Source organism: Rhizobium sp. N324, assembly GCF_001664485.1.
Classification (GTDB): Bacteria; Pseudomonadota; Alphaproteobacteria; order Rhizobiales; family Rhizobiaceae; genus Rhizobium.
In genome coordinates this window covers 3,888,110-3,910,611 of sequence record NZ_CP013630.1, presented here as the reverse complement: position 1 = coordinate 3,910,611, position 22,502 = coordinate 3,888,110, and the positions used below count along the sequence as shown (strand labels likewise).

Here is a 22,502-nt window from a genome sequence, read left to right as displayed (position 1 = left end):
TTCAGGTTGGGGGTTAAACCGATGCGATTGACAATCAAGACAAAACTGGTGACCGCGTTCACCTTCATCATCCTCATGCTGATGGGTACCGCTGCCTACGGCATCGTCAGCCTTGGATCGCTGAACGACACGATCGGCAATCTGCTTGCCGGTCCGGCAGCCCGTCTCGACCTCGCGCAGCAAATCAACATTGCCCAGCTCGAGGCCATCCGTCAGCAGAAGAACCTGCTGACTGCCCGCACCCCCGAGGAGACGGCCGGTGCAATCGCCAAGGGCAATCAGGCCCGCAAAGACTTCGCCGATGCCTTTGGCCACGTGCTGACGCTGGCAACTGAAGAAGGCAAGGTTCGCTGGGCGCGCATCGCGGAACTTTCCAAGGCCTTCAATGCAGCCGACGACCAGATCCGCGACTTTGTGAAGGCCGGGAACGCCGAAGGCGCAAATACCGTCTCCGTCACATCAGCCCGGGCCGCTGCCAACGATATCGACGCGACGCTCGGCGAAATCCTGGCTCTCGAAAAGCAGCGCATGAAGGCTGCGGACGAAAGCGCCGACGCGCAGTATGCGACCACACGCACGATGATGATGGCAGTGGCCGCCATTGCCCTGCTGGTTGCGGCGATTACCGCCTTCTGGATCGCCAGCACGATCAGCAAGGGCCTTAGCCGAGCCAATATCGTGGTTCGCGAAGTGTCGGAAGGCGATCTGACGAAGATGGCCGATATCACCAGCCGCGATGAAATCGGCGAGCTTCTCGGCAACGTCAACATCATGATCGAGCGGCTGCGCGGCGTCGTCGCCGATGCGTTGTCGGCTGCCGACAACGTCTCGTCCGGCAGCCAGGAGCTTTCGGCAAGCTCCGAGCAGGTATCGCAAGGCGCCAGCGAACAGGCGGCTTCGGCCGAAGAGGCTTCCGCCTCAATGGAAGAGATGGCCGCCAACATCAAGCAGAACGCCGACAACGCGGCGCAGACCGAAAAGATTGCCCGCCAGTCGGCCAAGGATGCCGAGATGAGCGGCGAAGCGGTGACGCGCGCCGTCGACGCCATGCGCACGATCGCCCAGAAAATCGGCATCGTTCAGGAGATCGCCCGCCAGACCGACCTTCTCGCCCTCAACGCTGCTGTGGAAGCCGCCCGTGCCGGCGAGCATGGCAAGGGGTTTGCGGTGGTCGCTTCGGAGGTGCGCAAGCTTGCCGAACGCAGCCAGTCGGCGGCCGCCGAAATCAGCGCCATGTCGGGCGATACCGTTAAGGCCGCAGCCGATGCCGGCGACATGCTCGGCCGCCTGGTGCCGGATATCCGCAAGACGGCTGAGCTGGTTTCCGAGATCAGCGCGGCCTGCCGCGAGCAGGATATAGGGGCCTCGCAGATTAACGAAGCGATCCAGCAGCTCGACAAGGTGACGCAACAGAATGCCGGTGCCTCCGAGCAGATGTCCGCGACCTCGGAAGAACTCGCCTCGCAGGCCGAAGAACTGCAGGCGTCGATCGCCTTCTTCAGGGTCGATATGGCAGGCAGCGCGCGGCCCGGCGTCAGCAAGGCACAGCCGAAAACTCCGGCCAAGGGCCTGCATCCCTCGGCCGCCGTCCGCAAACCCGCCCCGCAGGCCTACGGCCAGGGCCGCGGCCAGACGATTTCGGCCCAGCAGCAGCGTCTCAAGGGCTTTGCTCTCGACATGTCGATGGGCGGTCCGGACGCCGGCGACGACGACTTCAGGGAGAGCGCGTAAGCGCTCCCCGGGGGAAAGCGCGTAAGCGCCTTCGCCCATGTGATCCCTCGGGTTGCTCCGGCGATCCGAGGTACCCCCAACGCGTGTAGGCGTTGGCGCTGCGATCGATAGATGTCGGCCACCGGGAAGCGAATGAGTCGTTTTCCCCTTTCAGACACATCCTTCCAAGCTCGACGTCCCGCCAGGGGGACATGTCTCTCCATTCGTTTTGACCGCAAATCGGGGGTATCACATGCGTTTCACCATCAAACTCAAACTGGGCCTTGCCTTCGGCATCATGACGCTGCTGCTGATCGGCATCGCGGCGTATGGAAGCGTCAGTCTCGGCACCTTGAACGAGGCGAGCGGCGCCATGATCGACGGCTCCGTGCGCCGCCTGGAACTGGCGCTGAACGCCAATATTGCCGAAGTCGACGCCATCCGCGCTCAGAAGAACGCTCTGCTTTCCACGGATCCCGAGGCGGCCGCCGGCTTCTATAAGGAGGCCGACCAGAAATTGCAGGCGATGTTCGATGCCGTCGATGCCGGTCTTGCGATTGCTTTGCCGGAAGGCAAGCCGCATTGGGAAAAGCTGCGGACGATCGGCGGGAAATTCCGTGAGAAATCCGCCGAGCTGCAGCAACTCGACGCCAGGGGCGACAAATCCGGTGCACTGGCGCTTTCACTCGGCGACCTCAGGACGATGACCGACGAAATGGGGGAGGCTATCGCTGCCCTTACCGAGATCCAGCGCAAGGGAATGCAGGCGACGGACCACGCCAATACCGAGCTCTATAACTCGACCAAGCTGATCCTCACTATCGCTTCCGGCATCGCCGCGCTCGTCGCGCTCGGCGCCGCATTGTGGATAACACTCGGAATCAACAACGGCCTCAGGAAGATCACGACCGTCGCAAACGCCGTCGCACGCGGCGACCTCAACCAGAAGGTCGATGTCAGAACCAATGACGAGATCAAGGATTTGATCAATACGGTCAATACCATGACCGCCAATCTGCGCGCCACGGCGGCCCTTGCCGACCAGATCGCCACGGGCGACCTCAGCACCGATGCCATGCCGCTCTCGGACAAGGATACGCTCGGCATCGCGATGCAGAGCATGATCTCCAACCTCAGAACCACCGCCGGAATCGCCGACCAGATCGCCAACGGCGACCTGACGGTGTCTCCGAAGCCGCTTTCCGACAGGGATGCGCTGGGTATTGCCCTGGAGCAGATGGTCGAGCGGCTGCGCGGCGTCGTCGCCGACGCGATCTCGGCTGCGGAAAATGTTTCGGCCGGTAGCCAGGAACTGTCGGCAAGCTCCGAGCAGGTGTCGCAGGGCGCCAGCGAACAGGCGGCTTCGGCAGAAGAAGCCTCCGCCTCGATGGAAGAGATGGCCTCCAATATCAAGCAGAACGCCGACAACGCCGCGCAGACCGAAAAGATCGCCCGCCAGTCGGCCAAGGATGCGGAAGCCAGTGGCGATGCGGTGACACGCGCCGTCGACGCCATGCGCACGATCGCCCAGAAAATCGGCATCGTTCAGGAAATCGCCCGTCAAACCGATCTGCTGGCTTTGAACGCCGCTGTCGAAGCCGCCCGTGCCGGCGAGCATGGCAAGGGCTTTGCGGTGGTTGCTTCGGAAGTGCGCAAGCTTGCCGAACGCAGCCAATCGGCTGCTGCCGAAATCAGCTCGATGTCGAGCGATACCGTGACGGCTGCCCAGGAAGCGGGCGAAATGCTCGGTCGGCTCGTGCCGGATATTCGCAAGACGGCCGAGCTGGTTTCCGAGATCAGCGCGGCCTGCCGCGAACAGGATATCGGCGCTGCCCAGATCAATGAAGCGATCCAGCAGCTCGACAAGGTGACGCAGCAGAATGCCGGCGCGTCCGAGCAGATGTCTGCGACCTCGGAAGAACTCGCTGCACAGGCCGAAGAACTGCAGACCTCGATCGCCTTCTTCAAGGTCGACATGGCGGGCGGACGCCGTGAGCGCGCGCCGGCGGCAAAAGCCACCGCCCGCAGCCGGCCTCAAGCCACGCCGCGCAAGCCGGCCACCAAGTCACCGGCCAATACGGTCGTTGGCCAGCAGGCCCGCGTGAAGGGCTTTGCCCTCGACATGTCGATGGGTGGTCCCGACACCGTGGATGACGAGTTTCGGGAGAGCGCGTGAGCGCTTCCTGGGGGAAGCTTAGGCATTCCTCTTCGCAACTGTCGTGGGCCGGCTGGCCCGGCCCGCGACGCAGGCTTTCGGCGCTCGGGGAAGCGATATCGAAGCTTATTCATTTCTGCCATCGGCTTTCGCCGGATGGAATTTATTTGCTGCATGATGCCGCGATACTTGGACCATATTTATTGCTTCGCTCTCTGAGAGGAATATTGAGATGCGTATTACGATCAAACTCAAACTCGCGGCTGCATTCGGCTTTGTTATATTGTTGCTGGTGGGCAGCGCGGTTTATGGGATCATCAGCCTCAGCTCGCTGAACGATGCTGTCAGTGACCTTATCTCCGGTCCTGCAAAAAGGCTGGAGCTGGCTCTGGAAGCGCAAACTGCCGAGCTCGACGCCGTCCGCTGGCAGAAGAACGCCCTTCTGGAAATGGATCCCGAAATCGCCAGGAAGGACTATCAGAATTCGGCGAAAAGCGTGGATGAAATGCTCACCCTCGTGACAAGCGGCCAACAGCTCGCAACTGCTGAGGGCAGGCCCAATTGGGACAGGCTGGTCGAGCTGGCCAAACGCTTCGATCAAGGTTCCAACAAAGTCGCCTCCGCGCAGGAGAGCGGCGACAGGGCAGGCGCCGTGGCGCTTTCCTCGGGGGAGGTCCGCGCCCTCGTCGTGGAAATGGAGGACGTTTTTGGAAAACTCGTCGCGCTCCAGCAGAAGTCGATGGCGCAAGCCGATAACGACACCGACGTTCTTTATAGTTCGACGAAGAACCTGTTGATCGGCATTGCAATCGGGGCTTCCGTCATCGCTTTTGCCGCTGCTCTGTGGATCGCTCTCGGCGTCAACAGCGGCCTGCGCAAGATCATGAATGTCGCCAGCGCTGTCGCCATCGGCGACCTGAACCAGAAGGTTGAGATCAAGAGCAATGACGAGATCAAGGATCTGGTCAACATGATCAACACCATGACGGATAATCTTCGCGTTACCGCCGACATCGCCGCGCGGATCGCCGACGGCGACCTGACGGTGTCTCCGAAGCCGCTTTCGGACAAGGACATGCTCGGCATAGCGCTCGAGCAGATGGTCGAGCGCCTGCGTGGCGTCGTCGCCGATGCGATCACGGCCGCGGAAAATGTTTCGGCCGGCAGCCAGGAACTGTCTTCGAGCGCCGAGCAGGTATCGCAAGGCGCCAGCGAACAGGCGGCTTCGGCCGAAGAGGCTTCCGCCTCGATGGAAGAGATGGCCGCCAACATCAAGCAGAACGCCGACAACGCCGCGCAGACCGAAAAGATTGCCCGCCAGTCGGCCAAGGACGCGGAGATGAGCGGCGAAGCGGTGTCGCGCGCCGTGCAGGCGATGCGGACCATCGCCGAGAAGATCAGCATCGTCCAGGAGATCGCCCGCCAGACCGACCTGCTGGCACTCAACGCGGCTGTGGAAGCAGCACGCGCCGGTGAGCACGGCAAGGGGTTTGCTGTGGTCGCTTCGGAAGTGCGCAAGCTTGCCGAACGCAGCCAGTCGGCGGCCGCCGAAATCAGCTCGATGTCGGGCGATACTGTCAAGGCCGCCCAGGACGCCGGCGACATGCTCGGCCGCCTGGTGCCGGATATCCGCAAGACGGCCGAGCTGGTTTCTGAGATCAGCGCTGCCTGCCGCGAGCAGGATATTGGTGCCGGCCAGATCAACGAAGCGATCCAGCAGCTCGATCGGGTGACGCAACAGAATGCCGGTGCCTCCGAGCAGATGTCGGCGACCTCGGAAGAGCTTGCCAGCCAGGCCGAAGAACTGCAGGCTTCCATCGCCTTCTTCAAGGTCGATACGGCCGGCGATCGCCAATCCCGCACGCCGGCCGCCCGGGTGACCGTTCGCAGCTCGGCGCCCGTCGCAAGCCGCAGCCTCGGCGGCAGGAAGCTCGCCGCCAACAGCGTCGCCGGTCAGCAGGCGCGAGCAAAGGGCTTCGCTCTCGATCTCTCCATGGGCGGTCCCGATGATGGCGACGCCGAATTCAAGGAAAGCGCATGATCATGGCCACGACATCTCTGGAAGCGCAATTCGTGACCTTCAGCCTCGGCGAGGAGATTTTCGCCGTGCCGGTTGAGGTGGTACGGGAAATCCTCGACTATGCCGAAGCTTTCAAGATTCCGAATGGTCCCGACTATTTGCTCGGCCTGCGCGATGTGCGCGGGCAGGGCGTGCCGACGATCGATCTTCGATTGAAGCTCGGCATGACGAAGACCGAGCCGACACCGCATACGCGGGTGCTGGTGCTCGACGTGCCGATGGAAAGCCGGCTCCTGACCCTTGGGCTCGTCGCCGACCGCGTCTTCGAGGTCACGCCGTTCCGGCGCGAGCAGATCGAGGCGGCGCCCGACATCGGCGTGCGCTGGCGTTCGGACTATATTGCCGGCGTCGTTCGCCGGGAAAACGGCTTCGTCGTCATCATCGATCTCGCGCGGCTGCTGTCGCGCGAGGACGCCTCTGCATTGCAATCGGCGGCCTGACCGCGCGCCAACCCGGAGTACTGCGTCTCATGAGTATGGCAGCAGCGGTGGAAACCCAATTGCCGGGCGACCGGATCAGCAAGCGCAATTTCGAAAAGCTTGCCCGGTTCATCTATGACTATAGCGGCATCAAGATGCCGCCGACCAAGCTGACGATGCTCGAGGGGCGGCTGAGGCGCCGCCTTCGCGCAACCAACCATTCGACCTTCGACGATTATTGCGACTTCCTGTTCAATCAAGACGGGCTTGCCCAGGAAAGCGTCTACCTGATCGACGTGGTGACGACCAATAAGACCGACTTCTTCCGCGAAGCCAAGCATTTCGACTACATGCAGAGCGTGGCGCTGCCGGCGATCGCCGGCAGCGGCGTTCGCACCATTCGCACCTGGAGTTCGGCCTGCTCGACGGGAGCCGAACCCTATACGATGGCGATGGTGCTGGCGGAATTCACCGAAGGTCGCAACGACCTCTCCTACAGCGTGCTGGCGACCGATCTTTCCACCGATGTGTTGCAGACCGCGCGCCGGGGCATCTATCCGGAAGATCTCATTGCGCCGGTGCCGCGCGACCTGCAACGCAAATACGTGCTGACGGCCAAGCGGCCGGATCGGCGGGAGGTGCGCATCACGCCGAAACTGCGCAGCAGGATCGGTTTTGCCCGCATGAACCTGATGGACGAGAAATACCTGATCGGCGAGCCGATGCACGTCATTTTCTGCCGCAACGTGCTAATCTACTTCGACAAGCAGACTCAGGCCGGCGTGCTCAACCGTCTCTGCGGCTGCCTGGCGAAGGGCGGCTATATCTTCATCGGCCATTCCGAATCGATCACCGGCTTCGATCTGCCTTTGAAGCAGGTCTCGAACACGGTGTTTCAGCGCATTTAGAGGCTTCATGGCTAAAAAAATCCGCGTTCTCATCATCGACGATTCCGCCAGCATCCGTCAGACGTTGACATATGTGCTGGAGCAGGATCCCGATATCGAGATCATGGCGGTGGCGTCCGACCCCTTCGTGGCGGCGCGCAAACTGCTGGAGGAAATCCCCGACGTCATCACGCTCGACGTCGAGATGCCGCGCATGGACGGCATCACTTTCCTGCGCAAGCTGATGGCGCAGCGGCCGATCCCCGTCGTGATGTGCTCGTCGCTGACGGAAGCGGGCTCGGAAACATTGCTCCAGGCGCTGGAGGCTGGCGCCGTCGATGTTATCCTGAAATCGAAGATCGGCGCCGCCGACGGCCTTGCCGAAGACGCCATGCGCATCCGCGAAGTCGTCAAGAGCGCCTCGTATGCACGGCTTTCCAATGTTCGCCGCGCCGCCGGCACCGTCCGCTCGGCTCCAGCGGAGGGGCCGGCCAAAAAGCTGACGGCGGATGTGATGCTGCCGCCGCCGACGGGGCGGGCCATGGCGAAGACGACGGAGATGGTGGTCTGCGTCGGCGCTTCCACCGGCGGCACCGAAGCGTTGCGCGAATTCCTGGAGGAATTGCCGGCCAATGCGCCTGGCATGGTGATCGTCCAGCATATGCCGGAGAAATTCACCGCCGCCTTCGCCAAGCGGCTGAACGGCCTCTGCGAGGTCGAGGTCAAGGAAGCGGTCGATGGCGACCCCGTGCTGCGCGGCCATGTGCTGATTGCACCGGGCGACAAGCACATGCTGCTCGAACGCCAGGGTGCGCGTTATCATGTCAGCGTCAAGACCGGGCCGCTGGTGTCACGCCACCGGCCGTCCGTCGACGTGCTCTTTCGCTCGGCGGCGCGCTCGGCCGGCTCGAACGCCATGGGGATCATCATGACCGGCATGGGCGATGACGGCGCGCGCGGCATGCTGGAAATGCATCAGGCCGGTGCCTACACGGTGGCGCAGGACGAGGCGAGCTCCGTCGTTTTCGGCATGCCGAAGGAGGCGATCGCCAAGGGCGGCGTCGACCGTATCCTGCCGCTCGACCAGATCGCCCGCGAAGTGCTGATGACGCAGCAGAAATTCTGAGACTGTTTCGAGCGGTGGTCCGGTATCAGCGCCGGTTTCCGGCAGAGGATGGCAGCCATGCGCGCCGGCCCTTGAAATTTCCCTGATTTTGTGGTCTTGAGGCCGCCAATCTTTGCAGCGCTGCCTGTCATGCAAGTTCAGGGACACTTCCCGCCCCTGGCAGCGCGCACCCCGTATCAGTCCCAAGGAAATGCGCCGATGGCCCGTTCAGCTCTTCTCAATGTCATGGTTCAGGCTGCCCTCAAGGCAGGAAAATCGCTGGGACGTGATTTCGGCGAAGTGCAGAACCTGCAGGTTTCCGTCAAGGGACCGGGCGACTTTGTTTCCACCGCCGACCGCAAGGCCGAAAAGATCGTCAGGGAAGAGCTGCTCAAGGCGCGCCCGACCTATGGCTTCCTCGGCGAGGAAAGCGAGGAGATCAAGGGCACGGACGGCGCGCATCGCTGGATCGTCGACCCGCTCGACGGCACGACGAACTTTCTGCACGGCATCCCGGCCTTCGCCGTCTCGATCGCGCTCGAGCGTAACGGCGAGATCGTTGCCGCGGTCGTCTTCAATCCGGCAACCGACGAGCTCTATACCGCCGAGCGTGGCGGCGGCGCCTTCCTCAACGACCGGCGCCTGCGCGTCGCCGCGCGCCGTGCGCTGTCGGATTGCGTCATCGGCTGCGGCGTGCCGGCGCTCGGCAAGCGCAATCACGGCAAGTTCCTGGTCGAGCTTCGCCACGTGATGGGCGAAGTGGCGGGCATCCGCCGCCTGGGGTCGCCGACGCTCGATCTCGCCTATGTCGCCGCCGGGCGTTTCGATGGTTTCTGGGAAGCCGAGCTTGCGCCGTGGGACATGGCAGCCGGCATCCTGCTCATCCGCGAAGCCGGCGGGTTCGCCACCGATTGGGACGGCGGGACGGCGATTCTGGAGAGCGGCGCGATCGTTGCCGGCAACGAAGCCATCCACAAGGCGCTGATCGAAGTCGTCAAGCGGCCGATCCCCGCCAAGTAAGCGAAAAGGAAAATCCGGCTGTTGTAAAGTCACGGTTTTCGCCTCGGCATACTTCAATTCGGCACAATGTTGCTCTAGTCTCCGCCAGCAATGACTCCGGAGGCAGCGGACCCTATGGAAAATGTGAATGTGGCGGAGATCGGCTCCACCGAAAAGACGGCCGGCGGTTATGCCTACAGGCTTTCGAGCCCCATGCCCTTCCTCTGGACGATGCTGCTTTTCCTGGTCATCGTCGGTTTTATCGCCGCCATCCTCTTTCGGCAGACGCAGACCGCCTTCATGCACAATCCGGGCCTTAACGGCCTGATCGTCGGTGTTCTCGCAGTCGGAATCATTCTAGTTTTCAACCATGTGCTGGCGCTTCGCCCCGAAGTGCGCTGGTTCAATTCGTTCCGCGCCGCCGGCAGCGCCGACAAGGTCAACCGCAATCCGCGGCTGCTCGCGCCGATGCGGGCGCTGATCGGCAGCCGCAAGTCCTCGGTGGCGCTGTCGACGACGGCGCTGCGCTCGATTCTCGATTCGATCGCCACCCGCCTCGACGAATCGCGCGATGTCTCGCGCTACCTGATCGGGCTCCTGGTTTTCCTCGGCCTGCTCGGTACCTTCTGGGGCCTCATCGGCACGATCGGTTCGATCAGCGTCGTCATCCAGTCGCTCGATGCCGGCTCGAACGGCACGGGCGACGTGCTCTCGGCGCTGAAGGAAGGGCTTTCCACGCCGCTTTCGGGCATGGGCCAGGCCTTCTCATCCTCCCTGCTCGGCCTTTCCGGTTCGCTCATTCTCGGCTTCCTCGACCTTCAGGCCGGCCGCGCGCAGAACCGTTTTTACATGGAGCTGGAAAACTGGCTCTCCTCGGTCACCGATGTCGGTTCCGACCTGGCGCCGGCCCTCGACGCTGTTTCCGGCGCTTCCTCGGACGACATGCGCGCGCTCTCCGATTATCTGCGCAAGGTCTCGGAAGAGGGGGGCGCCGGCACCCAGCGTTCCGTCGCCGCCATGGCGAGTCTTGCCGAAGGCATTCAGGGCCTGGTCAAGAATATGCGCAACGAACAGCAGATGCTGCGCGACTGGATCGAGGCGCAGCAGGATGAGGCCAAGGCGATGCGCCGCACGCTCGACCGGCTGGCCGAACGCATCGGCGTTCAGGAGCGCACAGGCGACCGGAGCGAGCGCATGCGCGACCGCGCCAGCCAGGCAGAAAAGAGCGAGGGCAAATAAGCCATGGCTCTTGCCCGCAACCGGCGCCGCGAACGCAGCGTGGATTATTGGCCGGGCTTCGTCGATGCGCTGTCGACGCTGCTCATCTCGATCATGTTCGTGCTGACGGTCTTTGTCGTCGGTCAGTTCATCCTCAGCCGCGAGATCACCGGACGCGATGAGGTGCTCAGTCGCCTCAACAGCCAGATCAACGAGTTGACGCAGCTTCTTGCGCTCGAAAAGGGCAGCAATCAGGATCTCCAGGATTCCGTCGCCAATCTGCAAGCCTCGCTTGCCAGTGCCGAGGGCGATCGTTCGCGGCTACAGGCGCTGCTGAATGCCGGGTCGGGCGGCCAGGACGCGGCGCAGAAGCGGATCGGCGCGATGACGCAGGAGCTCGACGAGCAGAAGCAGGTCAGCGAGCGGGCGTTGAGCCAGGTCGAGTTGCTGAACCAGCAGATCGCAGCGCTTCGCAGCCAGATCGCCGCCGTCGAAGCAGCTCTTCAGGCTTCGGAGGAGAAAGATCGGGTCTCACAGACCAAGATCGCCGATCTCGGCAGCCGCCTCAACGTTGCGCTCGCCGCGCGCGTGCAGGAGCTGAACCGCTACCGATCCGACTTCTTCGGCCGTCTGCGCGAGATCCTTTCGGACCGCGAGAATATCCGCATCGTCGGCGACCGGTTCGTCTTCCAATCGGAAGTGCTGTTTCCCTCGGGCGGCGCCGATCTCAACCCGGAGGGACAGACCGAGATGGGCAAACTCGCCGCCGCCCTTCTCGATCTCGCCAAGGAAATTCCGCCGGAGATCAACTGGGTGCTGCGTGTCGATGGCCATACCGACAATGTGCCGCTTGCCGGGACGGGCCGCTATCGCGACAATTGGGAGCTCTCGTCGGCGCGCGCGATTTCGGTTGTCAAGTTCCTGATCGCCCAGGGCGTGCCGGCCGACCGGCTGGTTGCCGCCGGCTTCGGCGAGTTCCAGCCGATTGCGCCGGGTGAAACGCCGGATGCGCGCGCCACCAACCGCCGCATAGAGCTGAAGCTGACCGAGAAGTGATCAGTCTGACGTAGCTTGCCGCGCCTGCTTCAGCCTGTCGGTGAGAAAATCGCGCACGGCGGGGCTCTCGCTGAGGCCGGTCGCCGTCACGTAGGCTTCGATTGCTGCGGCATTGTCGCCGGCTCGTGCCAGAAGAAAGGCGCGCACGGCCCAATAGGGCTGATAGGCCGCAACCTCGCCTGGATCGAGCCTGTCGAGTTGTTCCAGGCCGGCGGCAGCGCTCAAGGACCTGCCGAGCACCGCAGCCCGGGCGACGCGTGCCCCGAGCGTGGGTTTCATCGTCACCAGCGCCGCGTAGAGTGTCGTCAGTGCCTGCCAATCGGTTGCTCCTGAAAGCCGGCGCGCCGCATGCACGGACTGGATCGCAGCCTGGCATTGAAAGGGGCCGAAGCGGTCGAAGCCTCCGGCCTTGCGCAGCAGCCCATCGGCCTCGGCGATCATCATCGCGTTCCAGATCGCCGTATCCTGCTCATCCAGCGGCACATATCGACCTCGCCGCTGCGTCGAGCATTATGGCGGGCTTCGCAGTGAAGCATCAGCGAGAGGAGGCCCATCGCCTCCGGCTCGTCCGGCAGCACCGCCAGCAGCGCCCGGCCGAGCCAGATCGCTTCGCCGGCAAGCGAATGACGCTCCTCCTCGCCGTCGAGCCCCTCCCATCCGAGGCCGTAGGCGGCGTAGATCGCCGAAAGCACGGCGGCGAGCCGTCCCGACAGAGCGGGGCGAGGCGGGACGGCGAAAGGAATGCCGGCATCGCGGATCTTCACCTTGGCCCGTACCAGCCGCTGGCTCATCGCCTGCGGCGAAACGACGAAGGCCCGCGCGATGGTTTTCGCCTTGATGCCGAGAACGGTCTGCAGCATCAGCGGCGTATGCACGGAGCTGTCGATGGCGGGATGGGTGCAGGCAAACAGCAGCTTCAGCCGCTCATCGGGAAAGACGGCGTTGCCGGCCGCGTTCATGCGTTCCTCGGCTTCCTCGAAGGCGACCGTGATCGTCGTCTGCGCATTGGTTTCGACTGTGCGGTGGCGGGCGGCCTGCATGAGGTTGCGGCGTGCGGCCACCAGCAGCCAGGCTTCCGGGTTGCCGGGAACGCCGCGCTCCGGCCAGACGCGAAGGGCCGAAGCCAGCGCTTCCGACAACGCGTCTTCCGCCGCCGGCACGTCGCGCGAGCGGGCGGCGAGGAAGGCGATCAGCTTGCCGTAGGACTGACGCGCCACCTTTTCGGCGACGCGTCCGGCATCGGGCGGCATTGCCGCCTCACATCTGCAGGCGCGGGCGGACCTCGACCGAGCCCTTGTCGGAGATCGGCACGCGGGTTGCCCATTCCAGCGCCGTGTCGATGTTGGGAACGTCGATCAGATAGAAGCCGCCCAGCTGTTCCTTGCCTTCCGGATAGGGGCCGTCCTGAACGTCGTGCTCCTCGCCTCTGCGGCGTACGACCGTGCCGGTCTCGGGCGCCGTCAGCCCGGCGCCACCGGTCATGATCCCCGCCTGGGCAAGCGCCTTGCTGTAGGCGACCCAGCCGTCGCGATAGGCGGGATCGCTGCGGTTGGCGAAATCCTCGGCGGCTTCACGAATGATGAGAGCATATTGCATGGAAAACTCCTGATCTCGTTGTGGCGTTGATCCGGGCATCCGCGATATCGGGAATATCCCTAAAGCCATGACGCCGGCGGAGCGGTTCAGCCGTTCCGAGACAATGAGGCGCGGCCAGCGGCCATTTCGACATGGTTTTCAAGAAATCTGCAAAAAAAGAGAAATGGCGCGGAGATGACAAGCAAACAGGCCCGGCTTGAGATGCCGGCGCTGCTTATCGGCGCGCGGAGAGGCAGGGCGGCGTTTGCGCCGCCGCTGCCATTCTGCTCAGGCTTCGGCTTTCGTCTGGTCGACGACGTCGGCGCCCGGCGTGTTCTTCTTGATCGATTCGATGGCACTCATGGCGGACGCCTTCGCCTTGTAGCCTTCGGAAAGGAACATGGTTTCGCCGTTCGATGCCTTGAAGCGGAAGCGGAACTCGCCTGCCTTATCCTTATAAACTTCGAATTTATACATGGATGTCTCCCGAAACGCTGAATTGCAACCATCAGCGTCAGGGAGGCTAGATCAAAATGGCGAGCTTTTCCACTACCTTAATTAGAATTGGCTGCTTAGAGCATGATGCCGAAAAGCGTGCGCGGTTTTCTCAAGACATCATGCCCTGGCTTCTTAATTTAGAGGATTCAGATTTCAGGCCAACCGGACCTAAATCATCCTGTTCCAGTGTCCAACTGTCACTGTTTCCATCGGAGCAAACTAAGGCGCCCGCGCCGCCGGCATCACTCCATCTGGATGTTCGCGCCCTTGACCACCGGACCCCATTTGGCGAGCTCGGCCTTCACATGGGCGGCGAGTTCATCCGGCGTCGAGCCGACGATGGTGGCGCTGAATTCCTTCATCCGTTCGGCAACGGCGGGGTCTTTCAGCGCCTTGTTGGCCGAGGCGTTGAGACGCATGACGACCTCGTTCGGTGTCTTGGCCGGAGCGAAAAGCGCATTCCAGGTATAGGTCTCGTAACCCGGTATGCCTGACTCGGCGACCGTCGGCACGTCGGGGAAGGAGGGGGCGCGCGCGGCCGTGGTCACCGCCAACGCCCGCAAAGTGCCGGCCTTGATGTGGCTCGATGAGGAGGGCAAGTTGTCGAACATGATCGGCACCTGATTGCCGATGACGTCGTTCAAGGCCGGGCCGGCACCCTTATAGGGAATATGCTGCATGCTGACACCGGCCATGGATTTGAACAGTTCGCCCGACAAGTGCAGCGGCGTGCCGTTGCCCGACGAGGCATAGCTGTATTTGTCGGGCTCGGCCTTCAGCAGCGCGATCAGCTCCTGCACGGTCTTTGCCGGCAGTTCCGGATTGACGACCAGGACGTTCGGCACGACGACGAGCAGCGAGACCGGCGCGAAATCCTTCTCGGGATCATAGGGGGTCGATTTGAGGATCAGCGGATTGAGTGCGTGGGTGGCGACCGTGCCCATCAGAATGGTGTAGCCGTCAGGTTCGGCGCGGGCGACGTTACCGGCGCCGAGATTGCCGCCGGCGCCGGCGACGTTCTGGACGATCACCTGCTGGCCGAGATCCTCCGACATTTTCTGGGCGACGATGCGGGCAACGACGTCGGTCGAGCCACCGGCCGCGAAGGGCACGACCATGGTGATCGCACGATCGGGAAAATCCGCAGCAGCCGCAGCCGCGCCTGATGCAAAGGCCGCAAGCACACCGAAACCGAGCGCAAGGCCCGCACGTCGCGTCATATCGAAAGGCGCCATTCTTATCTCCTCCCAAGAATTTCAACAGCGATATCCCCACCCCGGGGCATGAAGAGGGTAGGGCAGGAGACGCGAATGGCAACCGCGCGGAGTCGCGTGACGGGTGAGACTTTAGTCGTTATCGGGGAGAGTGGATGGCCGCCTATTTCGCGCCGGCGAGCACATCTTCGTGGGCGGCGTCGAATTGCAGTCGCGCCAGCCTCGCATAGATGCCGCCGTGGCGGATCAGGCTCTGATGCGTACCCTCCTCGACGACGCGGCCCTGATCCATGACCAGGATGCGGTCGGCCTTCAACACCGTTGCCAGGCGATGGGCGATGACGAGCGTCGTGCGGCCGTCGACGAGGCCGTCGAGCGCCTTTTGCACCAGCGTCTCGCTTTCGGCGTCAAGCGCGGAGGTCGCCTCGTCGAGCAGAAGCACAGGCGCGTTCTTCAGGATGGCACGCGCGATGGCGATGCGCTGGCGCTGGCCGCCGGAAAGGGTGATGCCGCGTTCGCCGACCTCGGTCTCATAACCATGATCCAGCCGCGTGATGAATTCATCGGCCTGGGCGGCAAGGGCCGCGGCGCGGATCTCCTCACGTGAGGCTCCGGGACGCCCGAAGGCGATGTTGTCATGGATCGAGGCGGCAAAGATGGTGACATCCTGCGGTACGATGGCAATGCGCCGGCGCAATTCGTCAGGGGTCGTCAGCTGCGCGTCGATACCATCGATCGTCACGCTGCCCTGCTGCGGATCGTAAAAGCGCAGCAGCAGCGAGAAGACGGTGCTTTTGCCAGCGCCGGAAGGGCCGACGATGGCAACGGTCTCGCCCGGCGCAATAGTGAAGCTCAGGCCATGCAGCGCCGATTTGCCGGGCCGCGAGGGATAGGCAAAATGCACGCCGGAAAATTCGACGCGGCCATGGCTGGGCGAAGGAAGAGCCTGCGGATTGGCGGGGGCTGTGATCGGCGAGACTTCGTCGAGAAGCTCGGTCAGCCGGTCGGCGGCACCGGCTGCCTGCGAGAGTTCGCCCCAGACCTCTGACAGTGCGCCCAGCGAACCGGCGGAGATGACCGCATAGAGCAGGAACTGGCCGAGCGTGCCGGCCGAAAGCGTGCCGGCAAGCACGCTGTGGGCACCGACCCAGAGCACGGCGACGACACTGCCGAAGATCAGCGTGATGGCGATCCCAGTCAGCAGCGCGCGCGAGCGGATGGCGGCGCGGGCCGCCTCATAGGCGGATTCGACGGCGGTGCCATAGCGCGTCGCTGCGGTATCCTCGCCGTTGAAGGCCTGGACGGTGCGGGTCGCGGCAATCGTCTCGTTGGCGAAGGCGGAGGCATCGGCGAGCGTATCCTGGGCGGCGCGGGAGCGTTTGCGCACCGAGCGGCCGAAGGCGACGAGCGGAAAGACGATCAGCGGAATCGCCCCGATGACGAGGCTCGAAAGCTTCGGCGAGGTGACGATCATCATGCCCATGGCGCCGATACAGAGGATGAGGTTTCTGAGCGCCACCGAGGCCGTGGCGCCGACGGCGGATTTGATCTGCGTGGTATCGGCGGTCAGCCGCGAGACAATTTCGCCGGACTGGTTGACGTCGAAGAAGGAGGGCGACAGCCGCGTCACATGGGAAAAGACATCGCGGCGGAGATCGGCGACAATGCGCTCGCCGATGGTAATGACGAAATAATAGCGCAGCGCGCTTGCGACCGCGAGCACGACGGCCATGATCATCAGCATGGCGAAGTAGCTGTTGATGAAGCGGCCGTCGGACTGGGTGAAGCCGTGGTCGATCATGCGGCGCACGGCGAGCGGCAGCGCCAGCGAGGTGACGGCGGCAAGCGCCAGCGACGTCAGCGCACCGGCCACCAGGCCGCGATACCGCATGACGTAGGGCGTTAGCCTGCCGAGCGGCCGCAGCGACCGCCTTTTGTTTTCCTCAGCCCGTGCCTGCTCTGCCAAATCGTCTCCGATCACCCGCAGGACCCGCGCAATGCGGCCTGTTGGCTCTTGTTATCTAAGCGCCCTTCATGTATAGGCACGCCATCCTAATGGGAAGCCGTAGCCATCACGACTGCGGCTTCATTTATTCAATCGGTTCGGTGGCCGCAACTGCATGCGGCAAATTGAACTCCGGTATCGCAGGAAGATTGTTATGAAGGCAGGCATCCATCCCGACTATCACGTGATCAAGGTGGTCATGACCGATGGCACCGAATACGAAACCCGCTCGACCTGGGGTTCGGAAGGCGCTGTCATGAACCTCGAAATCGATTCCAAGTCGCACCCGGCCTGGACCGGCGGCAACCAGCAGCTCATGGACCGCGGCGGCCGCGTTTCCAAGTTCAACAAGCGTTTCGGCGGCCTCGGCCTCTAATCGCTTCTGCCCGACGGAATTCGAAAAGAGCCCGGTTCTGCCGGGCTTTTTTGCGTGGTCGGGAATGGCGTTTTCAGGCAAAGAAAAACCGGCCGCGTCGGACGCGGCCGGTTTGTATGGAATTCCCGCAGATCTGGTCAGTTGTTGCCGAAGGCGGTCTGCAGCAGCGAAAGCTGGGCCTGGACGCTGTTCTGATTATCGTGAACGATCACGGCTTCGGACGGGCGGTAGATCTCGCGGTCGAGCAGGGCAATGCGGTTCTGCAGACGCAGCGAGCGCTCGACGAGGTCGCGGAAGGATTCCGGCAGGTCGCCCCAGCCGGGCGCGGCACGGTCGACATTGAAGCCGTCGAGGCGAACCTTGTTCTTTTCGGCCAGCACCTGGTCACGGGACATTTCGCCGTTGTTGACGGCGCGCTGCAGCAGCAGCCAGGAGGCCATCTGCATGAGGCGGGTGGTGAGACGCATCGATTCCGCGGCGTAGAGAACCGAGGCCATCCGCGGCAGAACCTTGGAAGCGGCGCGGCCCTGGCCGTCGAGGTAGGCCGCGGTCTCTTCGACCAGCGACATGCCTTCCGCATAAAGTGCCTTGAACTGCGAGGATGCAGCGGCGCGGCCTGCAAAACTGATCGTGTTCAATCCAACTTCCGACATCGCAATAGTCCCTGTTGCACGCAGCTACATATGGTCAGGTAACGCCGGCACCGACGGAAAAGTTTCCGAGCCCGGTTTTTGTGTCTTTAAGATGGTATCATTAGCCCAATTGCGCAAGCCGTTTCTTAAGAAAGGGTTAATCTCCACAGTTTCGTGGAAAGGCGCCGGGCACAAGGAAAAAGAAGAGCCGCAAAAGCGGCTCTCAAGGTAAAACAGGGAGAAAAATCAGACCAATTCACCGCTTGGAAAACTGTCTGAGATCCAGAGAAAATCCGGATGAGTACAGTAATACCTTATAAAGCTTAATATTTTATTAACATTGTGCCGAAGCAAGACTTTGAGTGGGCTCGTTTATACGCCTATATCCTTGTTTTTCGGAGGTTTATCGGATTACGAGCGGAAGAAGCTTTCGGCCGCCTGTCGCCCGGAGGCCTTGCGAGCGGCCTCGGCTTCGAGCCGGGCGATCTCCGTCTTCAGCAATTCCACCCGGGCCTTCAGCTCGTCCACCGAAAGCATGGAGAGATCGGCGCCGATCTCGTGGGCGACTTTTTTCTGCGGCCGGTCGTCATCAATGAAGCTCATGGGTTCGTCCTCCGTTGCTGCCTCGAAAATAAGACCCAAAGCGCGGAGCGAACCCGAAAGATCGCGACGCGCTTTAGCCGAACTTTACAGCAGGATCGCTGCTTTCGGGAGACTTCCCCGTTTCAGAAGGTTTGCCGGTTTCGGGCGGCTTGCCGCTGCCGCGATCGGCGAGCGACATGCTTTGCGGTGTCAGCATCGGCGAGGTGCCGGTCGGGATCGTCGTGTAGGCGTCGCGATCGCTGGCAGGGACGGCGGCGCGGATGCGGCTCCGGATGATGGCGTAAACGGTGATGAGCACGTGGGCGATGGCGGTGACGAGGAAAAGTGCATGCGGGGTGATCACCGACATGACGGGGCCGCCGATCGTCGGGCCGATCACCGTGCCGATGCCGTAGAGCAGCAGCAGACCGCCTGAGACCTTGACGAAATCCTCCGATGCCGCGAAGTCGTTCGCGTGGGCGACGGCGATCGGATAGAGCGTATTGGCCACCGCGCCGTAAAGGACCACGAGCCCGATCAGCAGGGCGGGCGACGTCGGATGGATTAAGAAGATCAGCAAGCCGGCAAGGGCGGCGACCCCGGACATGGCGGCGAGCACATAGCGCCGGTCGATGCGATCGGAAAGCCGGCCGGCCGGCAGTTGCATCACTGCGCCGGCGAAGATGGTGGCGCTCATCATGACGGCGATGCTGGTGTCGGAGAGGCCGGCGCCCGCGCCGAAGACGGCGCCGAGCGTGCCGTAGGCGCCGTTGGCGATGCCGACAAGCAGGATGCCGAGGCAGGAGACCGGCGAATTGCGATAGAGCGCCGGCAGATCGAGGCGCACCGCTTTCAGCGGCTGCGGCGAAGCGGCCGTCGAAAGCGTCGTCGGCAGCATGGCAATGCAATAGAAAATGCCGCAGATCATGAACAGCACCGGCGTGCGCACATCCTCGAGCGGGATCATCATCTGGCCGCCGACGACGCCGAGCAGCGTGATGCCGATATAGAGCGAGAAGATCGCGCCGCGGCTCTCGTTGCTGGCGCGCTCGTTCAACCAGCTTTCGATGATCATCGAGGTGCCGGCGGTGGAGAAGCCGGTGACGGCGCGCAGCACCACCCACCAGATTGGATGGATGATAATGCCGCTCACCAGCGCGATAATCGCGATAATCGAGATGAAGCCGGAGAAAGCTCTGACATGGCCGACGCGGCGCACCAGTTTCGGCGCCACCAGGCAGCCGATGACGAAGCCCCCGGCCCAGGAGGTGCCGAGCAGGCCGAGTGTCGTGGTGGCGTAACCTTCGAGATTGCCGCGCACCGGAAGCAGGATGCCCTGCAGGCCATTGCCCATGAAAAGGAAGAGCGTGCCAAAGAGCAACGCGGCGACGGACAGCAGATTTCTCTTCATTTCCCCAGACTCGGTCTCAGCGATTGTACACGGACATAAGGCAAGACCTGCGTCTGCCCAGCCTCAAGATGATTGATTGTGCCCCGGAATCTCTTTACGGCGTGTCGGATCCTGTGTTCGCGCGGAAAAATGTCCGTCCTGTGACATTCCGAAAAATGGAAAAAATAAAGCATGACAAAGCTGATAGCCTTGCTGCTCATCCTTGCCATGGCGATACAGCTGGTCAAGCCGCTCGGGTTTCCAGGCCTCCGGCGGCGCATGGATTTCTGGAAGATCGCGCTGATCGCTTTTGGGGTCTGGGCACTGGACCTGCTGTTGCGCGACTTCCTGATGTAAGCCGATATGCGGCCGTCAGTTCTGCAGCACAATTTCTCCGCGCATGACGAAAACGCAGGTTCCGGAGATGACGACATCGGTGACGATGCTTTTGGATTTCACGACATCGAGGGTGATGACGCTGCGGCGACCCATTTCGACGCCCTGTTCAATGGTGACGCGGACGGTCATATCGGCGTCGGGTGCGAGCGAGACGAGATAGGCGCCGAGGGCGGCTGAAGCGCTGCCGGTTGCCGGGTCCTCGGGCACGTTGTCGAGCGGTGCGAACATGCGGGCGCGAATAGACCACGGATTCTCAGCTGTTCTGGCATAGACGAAGAGCGAGAAGTCGTGGCCGCTCGTCGTCTGGCGGCCGGCAGCCGCCTGGAAACCGGCAAGATTCGGGCGGGCCGCGACCAGCGCGTCAAGCCCGCTCATTTCGGCAACGGCGAAGTTCAGGCCGACCGAGGCAAAGACCGGTGCGTGGGTGGTTGTGACGATGGCGCTGGGCTCGAGCGAGATGCAGCGGGCGATGATTTCCTCGGAGATGGTATCGCCGACCGTCAGCGGCTGCGGCGCACGGATGGCGGTGGCCGCGATCTTTCCGCCGCTGCGTTTCAGGTCGACTTCGACGATGCCGGCCTTTTCTTCGAAGCGCAATTTCTCGCCGATCGGCCTGCCGAAAATCTCTGCCTGCTGGCCGAGCACATAAGCGGTGCCGACATTCGGATGGCCGGCGAAGGGAATTTCCATCGTCGGCGTGAAGATGCGCACGCGGGCCGAATTCCGCGGATCTTCCGGCGGCAGAACGAAGGTGACTTCGGAATAGTTGAATTCGGTGGCGATCTTCTGCATCGCCGCATCGCTCAGGCCCCGTGCATCGGAGATGACGGCTAGCGGATTGCCCTCGAAACGGGTGGAGGTGAAGACATCGACGGTGATGTAGGAGAGGGTGTCCATGGCGGCTCCTGTTGTGGCGGCCGCTATGAGTAAGCATGGTTGTTAAGGGAATGAAGCGGTTTCTTGTCGCTGTGACAATGCAAGAGGGGGCGGCAACGATGTGTTGCCGCCCCCTCTTCGTCTCACTCAAGGCTGCTGAAAAAATCAGGCGGCCTTTTCCAGGTCTTTCTTCCAGCTGCCCTTGGCGGCGAGGCTGTTCATCTCGGCGCGGTGGGTGAATTCGCGCTGGCCGGCGGCGACGTTCTCAGGCTTGCCGTTCCAGGCCTTGAGCGCGCTGTCCTGCAGGGCGCGGCCGTAGGAGAAGGTGACGAGCCAGGGCAGGTCAAAACCATTGATCGCGGAAAGATGCGCGGTCGCCTCTTCCGTGGTCTGGCCGCCGGAAAGGAAGGCGATGCCGGGAACGGCGGAGGGAACGGTCGCCTTCAGAACCTTGACGGTGCGCTCGGCAACTTCCTCGACCGAGGCCTTGCGGGCGTTCTTGCCGTCGATGACCATGTTCGGTTTCAGGATCATGCCTTCGAGGCTGACGCGGGCCTCGGCCAGTTCCTCGAAAACGATGCGCAGGGTGGCTTCGGTGACTTCGGCGCAGCGGTCGATGTTGTGGTCGCCCGGCTTGCCGTCCATCAGGCATTCGGGCTCGACGATCGGCACGATCTTGGCTTCCTGGCAGAGAGCCGCATAGCGGGCGAGTGCCTGAGCGTTGGCGCGGACCGAGCCGCGGGTCGGCAGCGAGGACGAGATGGCGATGACGCCGCGCCATTTGGCAAAACGGGCGCCGGCTTCATAATATTTGGCAAGGCGTTCGCCGAGGCCGTCGAGACCCTCGGTGATGGTTTCGCCGGGAAATTTGGCCATCGGCTTGGCGCCGGTGTCGACCTTGATGCCGGGAATGGAACCGGCAGCGCGGATGAGGTCGACGAAAGGCGTGCCGTCGGCAGCCTTCTGGAACAGCGTCTCTTCGAACAGAATGACGCCGGAGATATATTTCTTCATCGCCTCGTCGGAGCGGAAGAGCATCTCGCGGTAATCGCGGCGGCTGGTTTCGGTCGATTCGAGATTGATCGTGTCGAAACGCTTCTTGATGGTGGAGGTCGATTCATCTGCCGCAAGCAGTCCCCGGCCGCCTGCAACCATCTGCACTGCAATGTCTTCCAGTCGTTCGCTCATTCTCGTTCTCTCCACAGCATTAAACATCGGCGGTTTAGAATATAGGACGGCGATAACAGAAGTTCATAGGGAGGAAAATGGAAGCCTAACTCACTGAAACGATTGAAATCAATTCAATCGGTTAAAAAAATGGGATTT

20 protein-coding genes and 1 pseudogene are annotated in these 22,502 nt (G+C 62.6%); 11 read left to right on the top strand and 10 right to left on the bottom strand.

The window, feature by feature from the left end; genetic code table 11:
- The first annotated feature begins 21 nt into the window (after window positions 1–21).
- From AMK05_RS18910 to AMK05_RS18870, 9 genes are all read left to right on the top strand, one after another.
- Window positions 22–1,731 carry a methyl-accepting chemotaxis protein gene (locus AMK05_RS18910; RefSeq protein WP_064840650.1) on the top strand — a complete coding sequence of 570 codons (1,710 nt, stop codon included), beginning with the start codon at window positions 22–24 and terminating at the stop codon, window positions 1,729–1,731.
- A 232-nt stretch (window positions 1,732–1,963) separates the two neighbouring features.
- Window positions 1,964–3,886: a HAMP domain-containing methyl-accepting chemotaxis protein gene (locus AMK05_RS18905; RefSeq protein WP_064840649.1), complete on the top strand. Its 1,923-nt coding sequence runs from the start codon at window positions 1,964–1,966 to the stop codon at window positions 3,884–3,886.
- A gap of 211 nt (window positions 3,887–4,097) precedes the next feature.
- Window positions 4,098–5,906 (top strand): methyl-accepting chemotaxis protein, encoded by a 1,809-nt coding sequence (locus AMK05_RS18900; RefSeq protein ID WP_064840648.1) that lies wholly within the window; start codon window positions 4,098–4,100, stop codon window positions 5,904–5,906.
- Window positions 5,903–6,385: a chemotaxis protein CheW gene (locus AMK05_RS18895; protein ID WP_171899804.1), complete on the top strand. Its 483-nt coding sequence runs from the start codon at window positions 5,903–5,905 to the stop codon at window positions 6,383–6,385. The genes AMK05_RS18900 and AMK05_RS18895 overlap by 4 nt, the downstream gene beginning before the upstream one ends.
- A gap of 29 nt (window positions 6,386–6,414) precedes the next feature.
- Window positions 6,415–7,272 (top strand): CheR family methyltransferase, encoded by an 858-nt coding sequence (locus AMK05_RS18890; RefSeq protein WP_064840647.1) that lies wholly within the window; start codon window positions 6,415–6,417, stop codon window positions 7,270–7,272.
- Window positions 7,273–7,279: 7 nt separating this feature from the next.
- Window positions 7,280–8,377, top strand: coding sequence for a protein-glutamate methylesterase/protein-glutamine glutaminase (locus tag AMK05_RS18885; RefSeq protein WP_064840646.1), 1,098 nt, complete (start codon window positions 7,280–7,282; stop codon window positions 8,375–8,377).
- 198 nt (window positions 8,378–8,575) lie between these two features.
- Complete coding sequence (locus AMK05_RS18880) at window positions 8,576–9,376, top strand: inositol monophosphatase family protein (protein WP_064840645.1); 801 nt, start codon at window positions 8,576–8,578, stop codon at window positions 9,374–9,376.
- Between the two features lie 114 nt (window positions 9,377–9,490).
- Window positions 9,491–10,594, top strand: a complete 1,104-nt coding sequence (locus tag AMK05_RS18875; RefSeq protein ID WP_064840644.1) for a MotA/TolQ/ExbB proton channel family protein — start codon at window positions 9,491–9,493, stop codon at window positions 10,592–10,594.
- Window positions 10,595–10,597: 3 nt separating this feature from the next.
- Window positions 10,598–11,629, top strand: coding sequence for a peptidoglycan -binding protein (locus AMK05_RS18870; protein WP_064840643.1), 1,032 nt, complete (start codon window positions 10,598–10,600; stop codon window positions 11,627–11,629).
- Here AMK05_RS18870 and AMK05_RS18865 read toward each other — a convergent pair.
- From AMK05_RS18865 to AMK05_RS18845, 5 genes and pseudogenes are all read right to left on the bottom strand, one after another.
- Window positions 11,630–12,879 (bottom strand): annotated as a pseudogene (locus AMK05_RS18865) (RNA polymerase sigma factor).
- 7 nt (window positions 12,880–12,886) lie between these two features.
- Window positions 12,887–13,225, bottom strand: coding sequence for a YciI family protein (locus AMK05_RS18860; protein ID WP_064840642.1), 339 nt, complete (start codon window positions 13,223–13,225; stop codon window positions 12,887–12,889).
- 267 nt (window positions 13,226–13,492) lie between these two features.
- The gene (locus tag AMK05_RS18855; RefSeq protein WP_012485137.1) at window positions 13,493–13,681 is read right to left on the bottom strand and encodes a YegP family protein; all 189 of its coding nucleotides are present in this window, start codon (window positions 13,679–13,681) and stop codon (window positions 13,493–13,495) included.
- A 263-nt stretch (window positions 13,682–13,944) separates the two neighbouring features.
- The gene (locus tag AMK05_RS18850; protein WP_064840641.1) at window positions 13,945–14,937 is read right to left on the bottom strand and encodes a Bug family tripartite tricarboxylate transporter substrate binding protein; all 993 of its coding nucleotides are present in this window, start codon (window positions 14,935–14,937) and stop codon (window positions 13,945–13,947) included.
- A gap of 142 nt (window positions 14,938–15,079) precedes the next feature.
- Entirely contained in the window at window positions 15,080–16,882 is a 1,803-nt protein-coding gene (locus tag AMK05_RS18845) for an ABC transporter transmembrane domain-containing protein (protein ID WP_064840640.1), read from the bottom strand.
- A 193-nt stretch (window positions 16,883–17,075) separates the two neighbouring features.
- Between AMK05_RS18845 and rpmE the strand changes: the two genes are divergently transcribed.
- A complete protein-coding gene (gene rpmE, locus AMK05_RS18840) occupies window positions 17,076–17,297 on the top strand; it encodes a 50S ribosomal protein L31 (RefSeq protein WP_008533100.1) in 222 nt (73 codons plus the stop codon).
- 137 nt (window positions 17,298–17,434) lie between these two features.
- Here rpmE and rcdA read toward each other — a convergent pair whose 3' ends face one another.
- The 3 genes from rcdA to AMK05_RS18825 form a co-directional block, all read right to left on the bottom strand.
- Window positions 17,435–17,950 carry a protease adaptor protein RcdA gene (gene rcdA, locus AMK05_RS18835; protein ID WP_003542804.1) on the bottom strand — a complete coding sequence of 172 codons (516 nt, stop codon included), beginning with the start codon at window positions 17,948–17,950 and terminating at the stop codon, window positions 17,435–17,437.
- A 390-nt stretch (window positions 17,951–18,340) separates the two neighbouring features.
- On the bottom strand, window positions 18,341–18,532 hold the full coding sequence (locus tag AMK05_RS18830) for a DUF1192 domain-containing protein (RefSeq protein ID WP_003542803.1): 192 nt from the start codon (window positions 18,530–18,532) through the stop codon (window positions 18,341–18,343).
- Between the two features lie 73 nt (window positions 18,533–18,605).
- Window positions 18,606–19,922, bottom strand: coding sequence for an MFS transporter (locus tag AMK05_RS18825; RefSeq protein WP_064840639.1), 1,317 nt, complete (start codon window positions 19,920–19,922; stop codon window positions 18,606–18,608).
- A gap of 171 nt (window positions 19,923–20,093) precedes the next feature.
- Here AMK05_RS18825 and AMK05_RS35290 point away from each other — a divergent pair, with 171 nt between their 5' ends.
- Window positions 20,094–20,258 carry a hypothetical protein gene (locus AMK05_RS35290; RefSeq protein WP_088937637.1) on the top strand — a complete coding sequence of 55 codons (165 nt, stop codon included), beginning with the start codon at window positions 20,094–20,096 and terminating at the stop codon, window positions 20,256–20,258.
- A 15-nt stretch (window positions 20,259–20,273) separates the two neighbouring features.
- Here AMK05_RS35290 and AMK05_RS18820 read toward each other — a convergent pair whose 3' ends face one another.
- Both AMK05_RS18820 and AMK05_RS18815 read right to left on the bottom strand, forming a co-directional pair.
- Window positions 20,274–21,197, bottom strand: coding sequence for a PhzF family phenazine biosynthesis protein (locus AMK05_RS18820; RefSeq protein WP_064840638.1), 924 nt, complete (start codon window positions 21,195–21,197; stop codon window positions 20,274–20,276).
- 144 nt (window positions 21,198–21,341) lie between these two features.
- Window positions 21,342–22,364 (bottom strand): class I fructose-bisphosphate aldolase, encoded by a 1,023-nt coding sequence (locus tag AMK05_RS18815; protein WP_064840637.1) that lies wholly within the window; start codon window positions 22,362–22,364, stop codon window positions 21,342–21,344.
- Window positions 22,365–22,502: the final 138 nt, after the last annotated feature.

What these genes read in the sequence shown, in the direction of transcription:
- AMK05_RS18910 (WP_064840650.1), top strand. Translation starts at nt 22, where the DNA reads ATGCGATTGACAATCAAGACAAAACTGGTGACCGCGTTCACCTTCATC.
- AMK05_RS18905 (WP_064840649.1), top strand. Translation starts at nt 1,964, where the DNA reads ATGCGTTTCACCATCAAACTCAAACTGGGCCTTGCCTTCGGCATCATG.
- AMK05_RS18900 (WP_064840648.1), top strand. Translation starts at nt 4,098, where the DNA reads ATGCGTATTACGATCAAACTCAAACTCGCGGCTGCATTCGGCTTTGTT.
- AMK05_RS18895 (WP_171899804.1), top strand. Translation starts at nt 5,903, where the DNA reads ATGATCATGGCCACGACATCTCTGGAAGCGCAATTCGTGACCTTCAGC.
- AMK05_RS18890 (WP_064840647.1), top strand. Translation starts at nt 6,415, where the DNA reads ATGAGTATGGCAGCAGCGGTGGAAACCCAATTGCCGGGCGACCGGATC.
- AMK05_RS18885 (WP_064840646.1), top strand. Translation starts at nt 7,280, where the DNA reads ATGGCTAAAAAAATCCGCGTTCTCATCATCGACGATTCCGCCAGCATC.
- AMK05_RS18880 (WP_064840645.1), top strand. Translation starts at nt 8,576, where the DNA reads ATGGCCCGTTCAGCTCTTCTCAATGTCATGGTTCAGGCTGCCCTCAAG.
- AMK05_RS18875 (WP_064840644.1), top strand. Translation starts at nt 9,491, where the DNA reads ATGGAAAATGTGAATGTGGCGGAGATCGGCTCCACCGAAAAGACGGCC.
- AMK05_RS18870 (WP_064840643.1), top strand. Translation starts at nt 10,598, where the DNA reads ATGGCTCTTGCCCGCAACCGGCGCCGCGAACGCAGCGTGGATTATTGG.
- AMK05_RS18860 (WP_064840642.1), bottom strand. Translation starts at nt 13,225, where the DNA reads ATGCAATATGCTCTCATCATTCGTGAAGCCGCCGAGGATTTCGCCAAC.
- AMK05_RS18855 (WP_012485137.1), bottom strand. Translation starts at nt 13,681, where the DNA reads ATGTATAAATTCGAAGTTTATAAGGATAAGGCAGGCGAGTTCCGCTTC.
- AMK05_RS18850 (WP_064840641.1), bottom strand. Translation starts at nt 14,937, where the DNA reads ATGGCGCCTTTCGATATGACGCGACGTGCGGGCCTTGCGCTCGGTTTC.
- rpmE (WP_008533100.1), top strand. Translation starts at nt 17,076, where the DNA reads ATGAAGGCAGGCATCCATCCCGACTATCACGTGATCAAGGTGGTCATG.
- rcdA (WP_003542804.1), bottom strand. Translation starts at nt 17,950, where the DNA reads ATGTCGGAAGTTGGATTGAACACGATCAGTTTTGCAGGCCGCGCCGCT.
- AMK05_RS18830 (WP_003542803.1), bottom strand. Translation starts at nt 18,532, where the DNA reads ATGAGCTTCATTGATGACGACCGGCCGCAGAAAAAAGTCGCCCACGAG.
- AMK05_RS18825 (WP_064840639.1), bottom strand. Translation starts at nt 19,922, where the DNA reads ATGAAGAGAAATCTGCTGTCCGTCGCCGCGTTGCTCTTTGGCACGCTC.
- AMK05_RS35290 (WP_088937637.1), top strand. Translation starts at nt 20,094, where the DNA reads ATGACAAAGCTGATAGCCTTGCTGCTCATCCTTGCCATGGCGATACAG.
- AMK05_RS18820 (WP_064840638.1), bottom strand. Translation starts at nt 21,197, where the DNA reads ATGGACACCCTCTCCTACATCACCGTCGATGTCTTCACCTCCACCCGT.
- AMK05_RS18815 (WP_064840637.1), bottom strand. Translation starts at nt 22,364, where the DNA reads ATGAGCGAACGACTGGAAGACATTGCAGTGCAGATGGTTGCAGGCGGC.